This is a genomic window from Geodermatophilus sp. SYSU D01186 (assembly GCF_054050215.1).
Genome location: NZ_JBJGYW010000002.1, coordinates 38,421 through 52,649, shown reverse-complemented (window position 1 = coordinate 52,649; position 14,229 = coordinate 38,421). Strand labels below are relative to the sequence as shown.

Sequence of the window (14,229 nt, the reverse complement as noted above, 5' to 3'; positions counted from 1 at the left end):
TCAGAACAGCGCGGGCTGGTCGGCCGGCGGGGCGACCGACTCGACGCGCGCGGTGAGCTCCGCGCCGTTGTTCTTGACGCTGTTGACCGCGGTGCCCACCGGTCGCAGCTCCAGCCGCTCGACGACGTCCGGCGGCGTGGGCTGCGTGAGCGCCTCGACGTCCTCGCGGGCGGGGTCCAGCCACTCGGCCCAGCGGTCGCGGGGCAGCACCAGCGGCATCCGCTCGTGGATCTCGGTGAGCGCGCCGACCGCCGGCGCGGTGACCACGGTGCAGGTGTAGAGGCGGTCCTCGCCCCGGCCCCACACCTCCCACAGCCCGGCGAGGGCCAGCCCGGAGCCGTCCCCCGGGGTGATGAAGTACGGCTGCTTGCCCGGCGAGTCCAGCCGCTTGGCCCACTCGTACCAGCCGTCGGCCGGCACCAGGCAGCGCCGCGAGCGGGCCGCGGTGCGGAACGCCGGCTTCTCCGTCAGCGACTCCACCCGGGCGTTGAGCATGCGGTTGCCGATCGAGGCGTCCTTGGCCCACGAGGGCACCAGCCCCCAGCGGACGGCGCGCAGCTCCCGGTGCCCCTCCCCGGTGGGCCGGCCCTCGGCGTCGCGCTCCTTCTTGTGCCGGACCACGTAGACGTCCTTGGTCGGGGCGACGTTGTAGTCGGCCGGCAGCGCCGGCTGCCCGTCGGCGCGGACCGCCTCGAACTCGAGGACGAGGTCCTCGGGACGGCGGCTGGCGGCGTAGCGGCCACACACGGTGCGTACTCCCTCCCCGGGCGGGCGCGGGTCCGCCGGGACGACGGCCGGCGACCCGACGGTCGCGAGCCTAGATCGGTCGTCACTCGGGCGCGGGCCCCTGCGCGTGCCCGCAGGGGTCAGGGGTAGACCTGGGGTGCGACACAACCGAGACGCGACGGAGGACACCGAGCAGTGACCACCACCCAGACCTCCCCAGCAGGCAAGACCGCCAGCGACGCGGGCGACCGGCCGTACGCGACGATCAACCCGGCCACCGGGAAGACGGAGAAGGAGTTCCCCTTCCTCGACAGCGCCGAGGTCGACGGCGTCGTCGAGCGGGCGCACGCCGCTTTCCTCGAGTGGCGGCGCCGTCCCGTGGAGGAGCGCGCCGGCGTCGTCGCGCGCATCGGCGAGCTCGTGCTCGAGCGCCGCGACCAGCTGGCCGCCCTCATCACCACCGAGATGGGCAAGCCGATCCGCGAGGCGGCCGGCGAGGGGATGCTGGTGGCGAGCATCTTCGACTACTACGCGAAGAACGGCCCGCGCTTCCTCGAGCCCCGCCCGATCGACGTGATGGACGGCGAGGCGGTGGTCATCAACGAGCCGACCGGCGTCCTGCTGGCCATCGAGCCGTGGAACTTCCCGCTGTACCAGGTCGCCCGCGTCGCCGCGCCGAACCTGGTCCTGGGCAACGCGATCCTGCTCAAGCACGCGGAGAACAACCCGCAGACCGCCCTCGCCCTGGAGCAGCTGTTCCACGACGCCGGCGTCCCCGACGGGGTCTACACCAACCTGTTCCTGCGCATCTCCGACGTCGAGCGGGTCATCGCGCACCCGCACGTGGCGGGCGTGACGCTGACCGGCAGCGACCGGGCCGGGAGCGCCGTGGCCTCGCTGGCCGGCAAGCACCTGAAGAAGTCGGTGCTGGAGCTGGGCGGCAGCGACCCGTTCATCGTCCTCGACGCCCCCGAGGTGGGGCAGACGGTGAAGGCCGCGGCGATGTCGCGGACCATGAACGCCGGACAGGCGTGCATCGCCGCCAAGCGGTTCATCGTCATGGACGACGTCTACGACGAGTTCGTCTCCGGCCTCGCCGACGTCTTCAAGGGCCTGCAGCCCGGCGACCCGAGCGACCCCGGCACCCGGCTGGGCCCGCTGTCGTCCGAGCGGGCCGCGGCCGACCTCACCGCCCAGGTGCGCGACGCCATCGACAAGGGCGCGACCGTGCTCGCCGGCGGGGACCGGCCCGACCGCGAGGGCGCCTACGTCAACGCCACCCTGCTGGCCGACGTCACCCCCGAGATGCGGGCCTACCGCGAGGAGCTGTTCGGGCCGGTCGGCGTGGTCTACCGCGTCTCCTCCGAGGAGGAGGCCGTGCGGCTGGCCAACGACACCCCCTACGGGCTGTCGGCGACGGTGTTCAGCAGCGACGTCGAGCGCGCCCGCAAGGTCGCCGACCAGGTCGAGTCGGGCATGGTCTGGATCAACTCGCCGTCGGGCACCTCGGCGGAGCTGCCCTTCGGCGGCGTGAAGCGCTCCGGCTACGGCCGGGAGCTCTCCGAGCTGGGCATGTTCGAGTTCGCCAACCGCCGGCTGGTCCGCACCGCCGGGGCGAAGAAGGCCAAGCCGGCCGACGCCGCGGCCGCCGGCTGACCCGTGGTGGGGGGGGGGGGGGGGGGGGGGGGGGGGGGGGGGGGGGGGGGGGGGGGGGGGGCGGGCGGGGGGGGGGGGGGCGGGGGGGGGGGGGGGGCGGGGGGGGGGGGGGGGGGGGCGGGGGGTGGGGGGGGGGGGGGCGGTGGGGGGGGGCGGGGGGGGGCGGGCGCGCCGCCCCCCCCCCCACACCCCCCCCCCCCCCCCCCCGGAGCGGGAGGGAGGAGAGCGGGCGGGCAGCCGAGAGCGGTCGGAGGAAGGAGGGCGGTCGGAGGGAGGGCGGGCGGGCGGAGGAAGGAGGGCGGTCGGTCGGGCGCAGCGGTAACAGCGGGGTCAGGCGTCCAGGCGGGCCAGCTGGTCGGCGGTCAGCCGGAGGTCGGCGGCCGCCGCGGAGTCGACGATCGACGCCGGCCGCGACGCGCCCGGGATCGGGATGACCGCCTCGGACTGCGCGAGGTGCCACGCCACGGTCACCCGGTACACCGAGACGCCCAGCTCCTCGGCGACCTCGGCGAACGCCGGCGCGGTGGCGTCGAGCGAGCCGGCCGCCGACACCCCGCCGAAGGGACTCCACGGCAGGAAGGCCAGCCCGTGGGCCGCGCAGTGCGCCAGCTCGTCGGCGGAGTGGCGCCAGCCGGGGGAGAACTGGTTCTGCACGCTCACCAGCGCCGGCCCGATGATCGAGCGGGCGACGTCGATCTGCGCGATGTCGGCGTTGGAGATGCCCACCATCCGCACCAGGCCGTCGTCGGCCAGCGACCGCAGCGCCCCCATCGTCTCCTCCCACGGCGTCGCGGGATCGGGACGGTGGAACTGGTACAGCCCGATCGCGTCCACCCCCAGCCGCCGCAGCGACCCCTCGCAGGCCTTGCGCAGGTACCCCGGCGTCCCGTCGAGCTCCCAGTCGGTGCCACGGCGGGTGTGGCCGCCCTTGGTGGCCACGAGGACGTCCCCGGCGCCAGGCCCGTAGGAGGCCAGCGCCGCGGCGACCAGCGACTCGTTGTGGCCGAACTCCGCCTCGTCGCGGGCGTAGGCGTCGGCGGTGTCGATGAGGGTCACCCCGGCGTCGAGCGCGGCGTGCACCACCGCCTCCGCGTCCTCCGGTGAGGGCCGGCCCTCCTTGGTGGACAGGGGCATCGCCCCGAGCCCGATGGCGCCGACGGTGGTGTCCCCGATGCGTCGTTGCTGCACGGGGGTGTCGTGCCCCGCGGGTAGCGTTCGCAAGCGTGAGCGGACAGGGGCGGAAGCCCGAGAGGGAGCGCCGGCGACCGAGGAGCGGAGCGGCCCGCGGGAGCGAACCGAGGACGCCGTGAGTTCGCTGTTCGACGAGCCCGAGGTCGAGGGTGCGGCGGCGGTCGACCCGGGTGCCCCGCTGGCGGTCCGGATGCGGCCGCGCTCGTTGGACGAGGTCGTCGGCCAGCAGCACCTGCTGGGCCCGCGCTCGCCGCTGCGCCGGCTGGTCGAGGCCGACGAGCCGATGTCGCTGGTCCTCTACGGCCCGCCCGGCACCGGCAAGACCACCCTGGCGCACGTCATCTCGCTGGCCACCAAGCGGCAGTTCGTGCAGCTGTCGGCGCTGGACGCCGGGGTCAAGGAGGTCCGCGCCGTCATCGCCGGCGCCAAGCGGGAGCTCACCTACGCCGGACGGCGCACCGTGCTGTTCATCGACGAGGTGCACCGCTTCTCCAAGACCCAGCAGGACAGCCTGCTGTCGGCCGTCGAGGACCGGATCGTCAGCCTCATCGCCGCCACCACGGAGAACCCGTTCTTCTCCGTGGTGAGCCCGCTGCTGTCCCGCTCCCTGGTCCTCGCCCTGCAGCCGCTGTCCGACGACGACGTCCGCACGCTGCTGCGCCGGGCGCTGACCAGCGACCGCGGGCTGGACGGCGCCGTCACGCTGAGCCAGGAGGCCGAGGAGCACCTGGTCCGCATCGCCGGCGGGGACGGGCGCAAGGCGCTCACCGCGCTGGAGTCCGGCGCCGGCGCCGCGGTGGCGGCGGGCGCGGCCGAGATCGACCTGCAGACGCTGGAGACGGCGGTCGCGCAGGCCGCGGTCCGCTACGACCGGCAGGGTGACCAGCACTACGACGTCGCCAGCGCGCTGATCAAGTCGATCCGCGGCAGCGACGTCGACGCCGCGATGCACTACCTGGCGCGCATGGTCGAGGCGGGGGAGGACCCCCGCTTCATCGCCCGCCGGCTGGTCATCTCCGCCAGCGAGGACATCGGCATGGCCGACCCCACGGCGCTGCTCACCGCGGTCGCCGCCGCCGACGCGGTGGCCTTCATCGGCATGCCCGAGGGGCACTTCCCGCTCGCGCAGGCCGTCGCACACCTGGCCACCGCGCCGAAGTCCAACGCCCTGACCGTCGCGATCGGCGAGTCCACGGCCGACGTGCGGGCGGGGCTGGCCGGGCCGGTGCCGCCCGGGCTGCGCGACGCCCACTACGCCGGGGCCAAGAAGCTGGGGCACGGCTCGACCTACCGCTACCCGCACGACGCGCCCGACGGGATCGTCCCGCAGCAGTACCCCCCCGACGCGCTGGTCGGCCGCGACTACTACCGCCCGACCAACCGTGGCGCCGAGGGCCCGATCGCGGCGCGGCTGGCCAAGCTGCGGGCGATCGTCCGTCGCGGCCGCTGAGGTCCCGGCGGGGGACGGACGGGCGTCGGCGCCCGCGACTACTGTGACCACGCCGGGCCGACGCCCACCGGTGCGTACCGGCGGGTGGGGGCAGGAGCCGACGAGGAACAGGAGATCCCGCGTGTCCGCAGGAGAGTGGGCCGGATTGATCGCAGCGCTGGCCCTGGTGCTGCTGGTGGTGCTGCTCGCCGTCCCGATCCTCAAGCTGGGTCGCACGCTGGACGAGGCGACGCTGACCATCCGCCAGACGCGGGAGCAGAGCGGGCCGATCCTGAGCCAGGCCTCGACCACGGTCGCGCACGTCAACAGCAACCTCGAGCGGGTCGACGACATCACCGGCAACGCCGCGAACGTCTCCAGCAACGTGGCGGCGCTGAGCAGCGTGGTCGCCGCCACCCTGGGCAGCCCGCTGATCAAGGTCGCCGCCTTCAGCTACGGCGTCCGCAGCGCCGCCAAGAAGAAGCGGGAGGGGCAGGCCCTGGCCGACGCCGCCCGCCGCGACAAGGACGAGCGCCGCGCCCGCCGCGCCGCCCGGCGGGCCGCCTGATGCGCCGGTTGTTCTGGCTGGCCATGGGCATCACCATCGGTGCGCTCGTCGTCCGCAAGCTGTCCCGGGCCGCCGAGAAGATGACCCCGCAGGGCATCGCCGGCGCGCTCGTGGAGGGGCTGCGCGACCTCGCCGACGCGATCGGCGAGTTCGGGGCCGACGTGCGCGCCGCCGCCGCCGAGCGGGAGCAGGAGCTGCGCACCGGCACCGGTCTGGACGCCCCGCTCCCCACCGGGGAGCAGGTGCAGCTGCCCGGCCGGCACGCCGTCCGCCCGACCGACCGCTGACCCCCTCACCACCCGCGGGAGGACGCCGCTCCGCCCGCCTCCAGACCCACGAGTAGGACCATGCAGACCGCCGAGATCCGCCGCCGCTTCCTGGAGCACTTCGCCTCCCGCGGCCACACCGTCGTGCCCAGCGCCTCGCTGGTCTCGCCCGACCCGTCGCTGCTGTTCACGGTGGCCGGCATGGTGCCGTTCATCCCGTACCTGACCGGCCGGGAGCCCGCGCCCTACCCGCGGGCCACCAGCGTGCAGAAGTGCGTGCGCACCCTCGACATCGAGGAGGTGGGCAAGACCACCCGCCACGGCACGTTCTTCCAGATGAACGGCAACTTCTCCTTCGGCGACTACTTCAAGGAAGGGGCCATCCAGCACGCCTGGGAGCTGGTCACCGGGTCGGTGGACGCCGGTGGGCTCGGCTTCGACCCGGAACGGATCTGGGTCACCGTCTTCCACGACGACGACGAGGCCGCCGACGCGTGGCGGCGCATCGCGGGCCTGCCCGAGGAGCGGATCCAGCGCCGCGGCTACAAGGACAACTACTGGCACACCGGCCAGCCGGGTCCCGGCGGTCCGTGCAGCGAGATCTACTACGACCGCGGGCCGGAGCACGGCCAGGACGGCGGTCCGGTCGTCGACGAGGACAGGTTCCTCGAGATCTGGAACCTCGTGTTCATGCAGTACGAGCTCGCCGACGTCCGGAGCAAGGCGGAGTTCCGGATCGTCGGCGACCTGCCGCGCAAGAACATCGACACCGGCATGGGCCTGGAGCGGGTGGCCTACCTGCTCCAGGGCGTGAACAACCTGTACGAGATCGACGAGGTCTCCCCGGTGCTGCGCCGCGCCGCCGACCTCGCCGGGGTCGACTACGGGCGCGCGCACGAGGACGACGTCCGGCTGCGCGTGGTCGCCGACCACGTGCGCAGCGGCCTGATGCTCATCGGCGACGGCGTCACGCCCGGCAACGAGGGCCGCGGGTACATCCTGCGCCGCCTGCTGCGCCGCGCCGTCCGCTCGATGAAGCTGCTCGGCGTCGACGAGGCCACCCTGCCCGAGCTGCTGCCGGTCTCCCGGGACGCGATGAAGGCCAGCTACCCGGAGCTGGAGACCGACTTCGCCCGCATCTCCAGCGTCGCCTACGCCGAGGAGGAGGCGTTCCGGCGCACCCTCACCGCCGGCACCACGCTGTTCGACACCGCCGTGGCCGGCGCCAAGCGGGCCGGGGCCGCCACGCTCTCGGGTGAGCAGGCCTTCTCCCTGCACGACACCTACGGGTTCCCCATCGACGTCACCCTCGAGATGGCCGCCGAGCAGGGCGTGACCGTCGACGAGGACGGCTTCCGCGCGCTCATGCAGCAGCAGCGGGACCGCGCCCGCGCCGACGCCCGCGCCAAGAAGACCGGCTCGGTCGACGTCCTGGCCTACCGCCGGCTGCTCGCCGACCATGGCCCCACCGACTGGCGGGCCTACGACACCCTGCGGACCGACTCCCGCGTGCTCGGGGTGGTCTCCGAGCTCGCCGACGACGAGGCGGGGGAGAGCGCCCCGGCCGGGCCGGGCGAGATCACCCGCGTCGTCCTCGACCGCACGCCGTTCTACGCCGAGTCCGGCGGCCAGGTCGCCGACGCGGGCACCCTGACCTGGGACGGCGGCCGCGCCGAGGTGCTCGACGTGCAGCGCCCGGTCAAGGGCCTGGTCGCCCACCAGGTGCGGGTGCTGGAGGGCCAGCTGCGCGAGGGCGCCGAGATCGTGGCCGAGGTGGACCGCGAGTGGCGGCTGTCGGCCTGCCAGGCGCACTCGGGCACGCACGTGGTGCACGCCGCGCTGCGCCAGGTGCTCGGCCCGCAGGCGCTGCAGTCCGGCTCGTACAACCGGCCCGGCTACCTGCGACTGGACTTCGCCTGGCAGGGCGCGCTCACCGCGCAGCAGCGGCACGACATCGAGGACGTCGCCAACGCCGCGGTGCGCGCCGACCACAAGGTGAGCGCGAACTTCATGACGCTGCCCGAGGCCCGCGCCATCGGCGCCCTGGCCCTGTTCGGGGAGACCTACGGCGAACAGGTCCGCGTGGTGGAGATCGGCGGTCCGTGGTCACGGGAGCTGTGCGGTGGCACGCACGTGCAGGGCAGCGCCCAGATCGGCACGCTCGCCCTGACCGGTGAGTCGTCGGTCGGCTCCGGCTCCCGGCGCGTGGAGGCGGTCGTGGGCCTGGAGGGCTTCCGCTACCTGGCCCGCGAGCGGGACCTCGTCCGCCAGCTCGCCGACCTGCTCAAGACCCCCACCGACGGCCTGACCGAGCGGGTCAGCGGCATGCTGGCCCGGCTGCGCGACGTCGACAAGGAGCTCGCCGAGCTGCGCGCCCAGCAGACCCTCGCCGCGGCCGGGGAGCTGGCCGCCGGTGCGCGGGACGTCGGCGGGATCGCGGTGGTCACCGGCTCGCCGGCGGGCCTGGGCGGCGGGGACCTGCGCACGCTGGCCCTCGACGTCCGTGGCCGGCTGCCCGGCGACAGGCCGGCCGTGGTGTTGCTCGCGTCGGAGTCGGGGGGCAAGGTGGCTCTCGTGGCGGCCCTCAACCCGGCCGCACAGGAGCGCGGGCTGTCGGCGAACGACGTGCTGCGCGCGGCGGCGGCCCCGGTCGGTGGCCGGGGCGGCGGCAAGACAGACGTGGCCCAGGGGGGCGGGACCGAGCCCGCCGGCATCCCCGCGGCCCTCCAGGCCGGCGAACAGGCGGTCGCGACCGCCGCAGGGAGGTGACCGAGGTGCCTGAGCAGCGCCCCGACGAGACCGGTCCGGTGGGCGAGCGCCGGGTGAGCCGCCCGGCGGTGCCGCCGCCCACCCGGCAGCGCCCCGCCGCCCCGCCCCCGCCGGTCCAGCACCGCACCGAGGCGATCGACCTGTCCGCCGGGTTCCCGCCGGTGCGGCACGAGACCAGCCAGATCGACCTCTCCGGCGGCCTGCCCGGTGGGCTGCCGATCCCGCCGCGGCGCCCGAAGCAGGGCCGCCGGCTGGGCATCGACGTCGGCTCGGTGCGGGTCGGCGTGGCGCTGTCGGACCCCACCGGCACGCTGGCCAGCCCCCTGGAGACGGTGCGGCGGGCCCGCGACGAGTCCGACCTGGACCACATCGCGGCCCTCGTGGCGGAACACGAGGTGACAGAGGTGATCGTGGGGGAGCCGAGACACCTCTCGGGTGCGTCGGGCGCCTCGGCGAAGGAGGCGCGCGCCTACTCTCGGGCACTCGCCGGGCGCATCGGGCCCGTGCCCGTGCACCTCGTCGACGAAAGGCTCTCCACCGTGACTGCAGCCAGTTCCCTCCGGGCGAACGGCCTCGACAGCCGGCAGCAGCGCCCGGTGATCGACCAGGCCGCCGCCGTGGTCATCCTCCAGGCCTATCTGGACGCCCAGCGGGAGCGCCCGTGAGCGATCCGACCCCGTCCGCGCGGCGGGGTCGGCACTCGGCGGACCACCCCAGCGGGGTCCCGGCCACCGCGTGGATGGCCTCCATGCCCCGTCAGGCGACCGACCAGCACCCGGCCGGCACGTCCGCGCCGGACCCGTACCGCGTCGACGCCCGGCTCGGGTCCGCCGGCGCCGCCCCCTACGCGGGCGCCCGCGGACGCCGCGCCGACGACGGCCGCAGCACCGGGCCGCTGCTGCCCCGCGCCGAGGCCGGCGGCCTCCCCACCCCGCCCGCCGGCGGCTCCCACGGCGGCACGCACCCGTCGGCGCCGCTGCCCGGCCTCCCGCCGCGGCCCGCCGGCACCTGGTCCCGCCTCCAGCGGCGCACCGACGTCCACCCCGACGACGCCCAGACCGTGGCCCAGCCCGTGGGCAGCCAGCCCGGCGTCCCCGGTGAGCGACCCGACGTCGACCGCGACGCCGACGCGTTCGCCTGGGACGACGACCCCGACGACAGCGAAGCCACCGGCGGCCTGGAGGTGCTCGGCGCCTCCGGTGAGGAGCCGCGCGGTTCCCGGCGCCGTGCCGACGGCGGTGACGAACCGTCCAGGCGCAGGCGTCGCCGGCGCAGCCCGGTGGCCGTCGTCCTCTCCCTGGTGGTGCTTGCCGGCCTGGTCGGCGGGATCGTCCTCGGCGGCAAGGCGCTGATCAACCTGGTGAACCCGCCCAGCGAGGACTTCGTCGGCCAGGGCAGCGGCGAGGTGCAGATCCGCATCGCCGTCGGCGACACCCTCAGCGACATCGGCCGCACGCTCGAGTCCGCGGGCGTCATCGCCTCCGTCGGGCCGTTCGTCGACGCCGCCGAACTGGAGCCGGCCGCCACCGGGATCCAGCCCGGCGTGTACGCGATGCGCCAGCAGATGAGCGGCCAGGCCGCCCTGGACCTGCTGCTCGACCCGGCCACCCGGCTGTTCGCCCGGGTCACCATCCCCGAGGGCTTCACCGTGCAGCAGATCCTGCAGCGGCTCTCCGAGGGCACCCAGAAGCCGGTCGAGGAGCTCCAGGCCGCGGCCGCCGACCCCGCCGCGCTCGGCCTGCCGGCCTACGCCAACGGCCAGCTCGAGGGCTTCCTCTTCCCGGCCACCTACGACTTCCAGCCCGACGACACCCCGGTCACCATGCTCCGGGCCATGGTCTCCCGCTTCACCGAGACCGCCACCGCGATCCAGCTGGAGCAGCGGGCCGCCGCGGCCGGCCGGTCGGTGTACGACGTCGTCACGGTGGCCTCCATGGTGCAGTCGGAGACCCGGCTCGACCAGGAGCGGCCCGACGTGGCCCAGGTGGTCTACAACCGCCTCGGCCAGGGCATCCCGCTCGGCATCGACGCCACGCTGGCCTACGGCCTGGGCAAGAACGGCAACGACCTCACCGTCACCGACCTGCAGACCGACAGCCCGTACAACACGCGCACGCGGGCCGGGCTGCCGGCCACGGCGATCAGCTCGCCCGGCGAGGCCAGCCTCGAGGCGGCGCTGGCGCCGACCACCGGCGACCTCCTGTACTACGTGCTGGAGTCCGACGACGGACGGCACTTCTTCACCGCCGACTACTCGGAGTTCATGGCCGCCCGGGAGCGGTGCGCCGCGGCCGGCCTCGGCTGCGGTGGCTGACGGGCCCGACGCGGGCACGGCGGTCGGTCTGCGGCGGGCGGCCGTGCTCGGCCGTCCGGTGGGGCACTCGTTGTCCCCGCTGCTGCACCGGGCGGCCTACGCCGCGCTGGGCCTGACCGACTGGACCTACGACGCCCTGGACGTCGGCGCCGAGGACCTCCCGGTGCTGCTGGCCGGCCTCGGTGAGGAGTGGCGCGGCTTCTCGGTGACCATGCCGTGCAAGCAGGCCGCGGTCGAGGTCGCCGACGTCGTCGAGCCGCTGCCGCGGCTGCTGCACGCGGCCAATACGCTCGTCCGCACCGACCAGGGGTGGCGCGCGGAGAACACCGACGTCACCGGCATCGGGATGGCCCTGCAGCTGGCCGGGGTCGACGAGGTGGACCGGGCGGCGATCCTCGGCGCGGGCGGCACGGCCGCGGCCGCCGCGGTCGCGCTGTCCTCTCTCGGCGCCCGGCACGTGGACGTCGTCGTCCGCGACCCCTCCCGTGCCGCGGACCTGCTGCGGGTGCTGGACGCCCTCGCCGTGCCGACGACGGTGGTGTCGCTGCGGGAGGCGGTGGTGGACGCGACCACGGTGGTCAGCACCGTCCCGGTGGGCGGGCAGCCGGACGTGGCCGCGCTGCCGTGGCAGGCCGACCAGACCGTCCTCGACGTGCTCTACGACCCGTGGCCGACGCCGCTGGCCACCGCGGTCACCGACGCCGGGGGCACCGTCGTCGGCGGCCTGGACGTCCTGTTCTGGCAGGCCACCGTGCAGGTCGAGCTGATGACCGGGCAGCCGGCGCCGATCGAGGCCATGCGCGCGGCCCTGCACGCCCGCTGACGCCGGTGCCGGCACCGCTCCCGCCGGCCGCGGTCGCCGGTGTCGCGGCCGTGGCCGCCGTCCTGCTGGGGCCGTGGCTGGCCCGCGTGTCGGTCCGGCTGGCCCGGCGCGACCATCCGGCCCCGGCGTCCGCGGCGCGGGCGCTCACGACCACCGCCGTGCTCGCGGTCGCGCTGTCCGGCGCACTGGCCCTCGGCGGGCTGCGCCCGGCCACCGTGGCGTTCGGGTGGGCCGCGGCGGCCGGGGTGGTGCTGGCCGCGGTCGACCTCGCCGTGCACCGGCTGCCCGACCGGGTCACCTTCCCGGCCGGGGTCGCCGTCGCCGGGGCACTCCTCGTGGACGCCGCGGTGCTGGGGACCTGGCCGGAGCTGCTGCGGGCGGTGCTCGCCGCCGGGGCGGCGTTCGGGCTGGCGGCGCTGGGCGCCCTGGTCTCCCCGCAGGGGCTCGGCTACGGCGACGTGAAGCTGCTGGGCCTGCTCGGGCTGGTGCTCGGCTGGGTGGGCTGGGGTGCGCTGCTGGCCGGTGTGTTCCTCGGGCTGCTCACCGGGGCGGTCCTCTCCCTCGTCCTGCTGGCCACCGGCCGGGCCGGGTGGCGCACCGCCCTGCCGTTCGGCCCGCCGTTGCTCGTGGGTGCGGTGCTCGCGCTGGCTCTGGAGGGCCCACTCCCGGTGGCGTGACGGGCCCGGGACCGGAGGCTGGCAGAATCCGGGGCATGTTGCGCTGGCTGACCGCCGGTGAGTCGCACGGCCAGCAGCTCACCGCCATCCTCGAGGGCCTGCCCGCCGGCGTGCGGGTGCAGACCTCCGACCTCGACGTCGACCTGGCCCGGCGTCGGCTCGGCCACGGCCGCGGCGCCCGGATGTCCTTCGAGCAGGACGTCGTCACCCTGACCGGCGGGGTCCGGCACGGGATCACCCAGGGTGGCCCGATCGCCGTCCAGGTGGGCAACACCGAGTGGCCGAAGTGGACGACGGTCATGTCCGCCGACCCGGTCGACCCCGAGGTGCTGGCCGGCCAGGCCCGCAACGCGCCGCTCACCCGGCCGCGCCCCGGGCACGCCGACCTCGCCGGCATGCAGAAGTACGGCTTCGACGACGCCCGCCCCGTCCTGGAGCGCGCCAGCGCCCGGGAGACCGCGGCCCGGGTCGCGCTCGGCGCCGTCGCCCGCGCGTTCCTCCGTCAGGTGCTGGACGTCGAGGTGGTCAGCCACGTCGTGGGCATCGGGCCGGTCACCGTGCCCGACGGCATCGTCCCCGGCCCGCAGGACAACCCCCGCATCGACGAGGACCCGGTGCGCTGCGCCGACCCGGCGACCAGCGAGCTCATGGTCGCCGAGGTCGACGACGCCCGGAAGAACGGCGACACCCTGGGCGGGGTCATCGAGGTCGTCGTCCACGGGCTGCCGCCGGGCCTGGGCAGCCACGTGCACTGGGACCGCCGGCTGGACTCCCGGCTGGCCGGCGCCCTCATGGGCGTGCAGTCGGTCAAGGCCGTCGAGGTCGGCGACGGGCTGGAGACCGCCCGCCGCCGCGGGTCGGTGGCCCACGACGAGATCGTCCTGGCCGACGGCCGCGTGCAGCGGACGACCGACCGCGCCGGCGGCATCGAGGGCGGCATGACCAACGGCGAGGTGTTGCGCGTCCGCGCGGCGATGAAGCCGATCTCGACCGTGCCGCGCGCGCTGGCCACCGTCGACGTCGCCACCGGCGAGCCCGCGGTCGCCATCAACCAGCGCAGCGACGCGTGCGCGGTGCCCCGCGGGGCCGTCGTCATGGAGGCGATGGTCGCCCTCGTGCTGGCCGACGCGGCCCTGGAGAAGTTCGGCGGCGACTCGGTGCCCGAGACCCGCCGCAACGCGCAGGCCTACCTCGAGAACCTGGCCATCCGATGAGCCGGCCGGTCCTGGTCCTGGTCGGGCCGCCGTCGTCGGGCAAGACGACGGTCGGCACCGCCGTCGCGGAGCTGCTCGGCGTCCCGTTCCGCGACACCGACGCCGACATCGAGGACGTCACCGGTCAGACCGTGGCCGACCTGTTCGTCGAGCGCGGCGAGCCGTTCTTCCGCTCCCTGGAGGAGCAGGCGGTGGCCCGTGCGCTGGGCGCCCACTCCGGTGTCCTGGCCCTCGGCGGCGGCGCCGTGCTCAGCGCCGCCACGCGGGCGCTGCTGGTCGACTACACCCGCTCCGGCGGCACCGTCGTCTGGCTCGACATCGACCTGGCCTCGGCCGCCCAGCGCGTCGGGCTCGGGCGCGACCGGCCGGTGCTCGGCATGAACCCGCGGGCCACGCTGCGCAACCTCCTGCTGGCGCGTGCCCCGCTGTACGCCGAGGTCGCCACGCTCACGGTGCCCACCGGCGGCCGCGAGCCCGGCGACGTGATCGCCGACGTGGCGGCGGCCCTGCGCGCCGGGACGACGCCGTGAGCGGGCACGGGCGTCGGCACCGCAGCGAGGAACGGGCGAGGAGCGGAGCGCCCCGCAGGAGCGAAC

13 protein-coding genes are annotated in these 14,229 nt (G+C 75.6%); 11 read left to right on the top strand and 2 right to left on the bottom strand.

Annotation, left to right across the window (positions count from 1 at the left end):
• Entirely contained in the window at positions 1-747 is a 747-nt protein-coding gene (locus tag ACI784_RS01665; protein ID WP_456922304.1) for an SOS response-associated peptidase, read from the bottom strand.
• Between the two features lie 174 nt (positions 748-921).
• On the opposite strand from ACI784_RS01665, the gene ACI784_RS01660 reads away from it, so the two are divergent.
• Complete coding sequence (locus tag ACI784_RS01660) at positions 922-2,382, top strand: NAD-dependent succinate-semialdehyde dehydrogenase (protein WP_457012349.1); 1,461 nt, start codon at positions 922-924, stop codon at positions 2,380-2,382.
• A gap of 330 nt (positions 2,383-2,712) precedes the next feature.
• Here the strand turns inward: ACI784_RS01660 and ACI784_RS01655 are convergent, their stop codons facing one another.
• Positions 2,713-3,570: an aldo/keto reductase gene (locus ACI784_RS01655; protein WP_456924958.1), complete on the bottom strand. Its 858-nt coding sequence runs from the start codon at positions 3,568-3,570 to the stop codon at positions 2,713-2,715.
• Between the two features lie 118 nt (positions 3,571-3,688).
• On the opposite strand from ACI784_RS01655, the gene ACI784_RS01650 reads away from it, so the two are divergent.
• The 10 genes from ACI784_RS01650 to ACI784_RS01605 all read left to right on the top strand — a co-directional run bounded on the left by ACI784_RS01650 (position 3,689) and on the right by ACI784_RS01605 (position 14,163).
• Positions 3,689-5,023, top strand: coding sequence for a replication-associated recombination protein A (locus ACI784_RS01650; RefSeq protein ID WP_457012348.1), 1,335 nt, complete (start codon positions 3,689-3,691; stop codon positions 5,021-5,023).
• Between the two features lie 121 nt (positions 5,024-5,144).
• A complete protein-coding gene (locus ACI784_RS01645) occupies positions 5,145-5,570 on the top strand; it encodes a DUF948 domain-containing protein (protein ID WP_456924956.1) in 426 nt (141 codons plus the stop codon).
• The gene (locus ACI784_RS01640; RefSeq protein WP_456924955.1) at positions 5,570-5,857 is read left to right on the top strand and encodes a hypothetical protein; all 288 of its coding nucleotides are present in this window, start codon (positions 5,570-5,572) and stop codon (positions 5,855-5,857) included. Before ACI784_RS01645 ends, ACI784_RS01640 begins: the two co-directional genes overlap by 1 nt.
• Positions 5,858-5,917: 60 nt before the next feature.
• Positions 5,918-8,605, top strand: a complete 2,688-nt coding sequence (gene alaS / locus ACI784_RS01635) for an alanine--tRNA ligase (protein WP_457012347.1) — start codon at positions 5,918-5,920, stop codon at positions 8,603-8,605.
• 5 nt (positions 8,606-8,610) lie between these two features.
• Positions 8,611-9,270 carry a Holliday junction resolvase RuvX gene (gene ruvX, locus ACI784_RS01630; RefSeq protein WP_456924953.1) on the top strand — a complete coding sequence of 220 codons (660 nt, stop codon included), beginning with the start codon at positions 8,611-8,613 and terminating at the stop codon, positions 9,268-9,270.
• Between the two features lie 83 nt (positions 9,271-9,353).
• On the top strand, positions 9,354-10,919 hold the full coding sequence (gene mltG, locus ACI784_RS01625; protein WP_457012346.1) for an endolytic transglycosylase MltG: 1,566 nt from the start codon (positions 9,354-9,356) through the stop codon (positions 10,917-10,919).
• Complete coding sequence (locus ACI784_RS01620) at positions 10,912-11,742, top strand: shikimate dehydrogenase (protein WP_457012345.1); 831 nt, start codon at positions 10,912-10,914, stop codon at positions 11,740-11,742. The genes mltG and ACI784_RS01620 overlap by 8 nt, the downstream gene beginning before the upstream one ends.
• Before the next feature lie 5 nt (positions 11,743-11,747).
• Positions 11,748-12,419, top strand: a complete 672-nt coding sequence (locus ACI784_RS01615; protein ID WP_457012344.1) for a prepilin peptidase — start codon at positions 11,748-11,750, stop codon at positions 12,417-12,419.
• 35 nt (positions 12,420-12,454) lie between these two features.
• Positions 12,455-13,633 (top strand): chorismate synthase, encoded by a 1,179-nt coding sequence (gene aroC, locus ACI784_RS01610; protein WP_456924949.1) that lies wholly within the window; start codon positions 12,455-12,457, stop codon positions 13,631-13,633.
• On the top strand, positions 13,630-14,163 hold the full coding sequence (locus ACI784_RS01605) for a shikimate kinase (protein WP_456924948.1): 534 nt from the start codon (positions 13,630-13,632) through the stop codon (positions 14,161-14,163). The genes aroC and ACI784_RS01605 overlap by 4 nt, the downstream gene beginning before the upstream one ends.
• Positions 14,164-14,229 lie beyond the last annotated feature (66 nt).

Bases quoted from the DNA above. Each gene is read 5' to 3' on its own strand.
- ACI784_RS01640 (WP_456924955.1), top strand. From the start codon at position 5,570: ATGCGCCGGTTGTTCTGGCTGGCCATGGGCATCACCATCGGTGCGCTC.
- alaS (WP_457012347.1), top strand. From the start codon at position 5,918: ATGCAGACCGCCGAGATCCGCCGCCGCTTCCTGGAGCACTTCGCCTCC.
- mltG (WP_457012346.1), top strand. From the start codon at position 9,354: ATGCCCCGTCAGGCGACCGACCAGCACCCGGCCGGCACGTCCGCGCCG.
- aroC (WP_456924949.1), top strand. From the start codon at position 12,455: ATGTTGCGCTGGCTGACCGCCGGTGAGTCGCACGGCCAGCAGCTCACC.
- ACI784_RS01605 (WP_456924948.1), top strand. From the start codon at position 13,630: ATGAGCCGGCCGGTCCTGGTCCTGGTCGGGCCGCCGTCGTCGGGCAAG.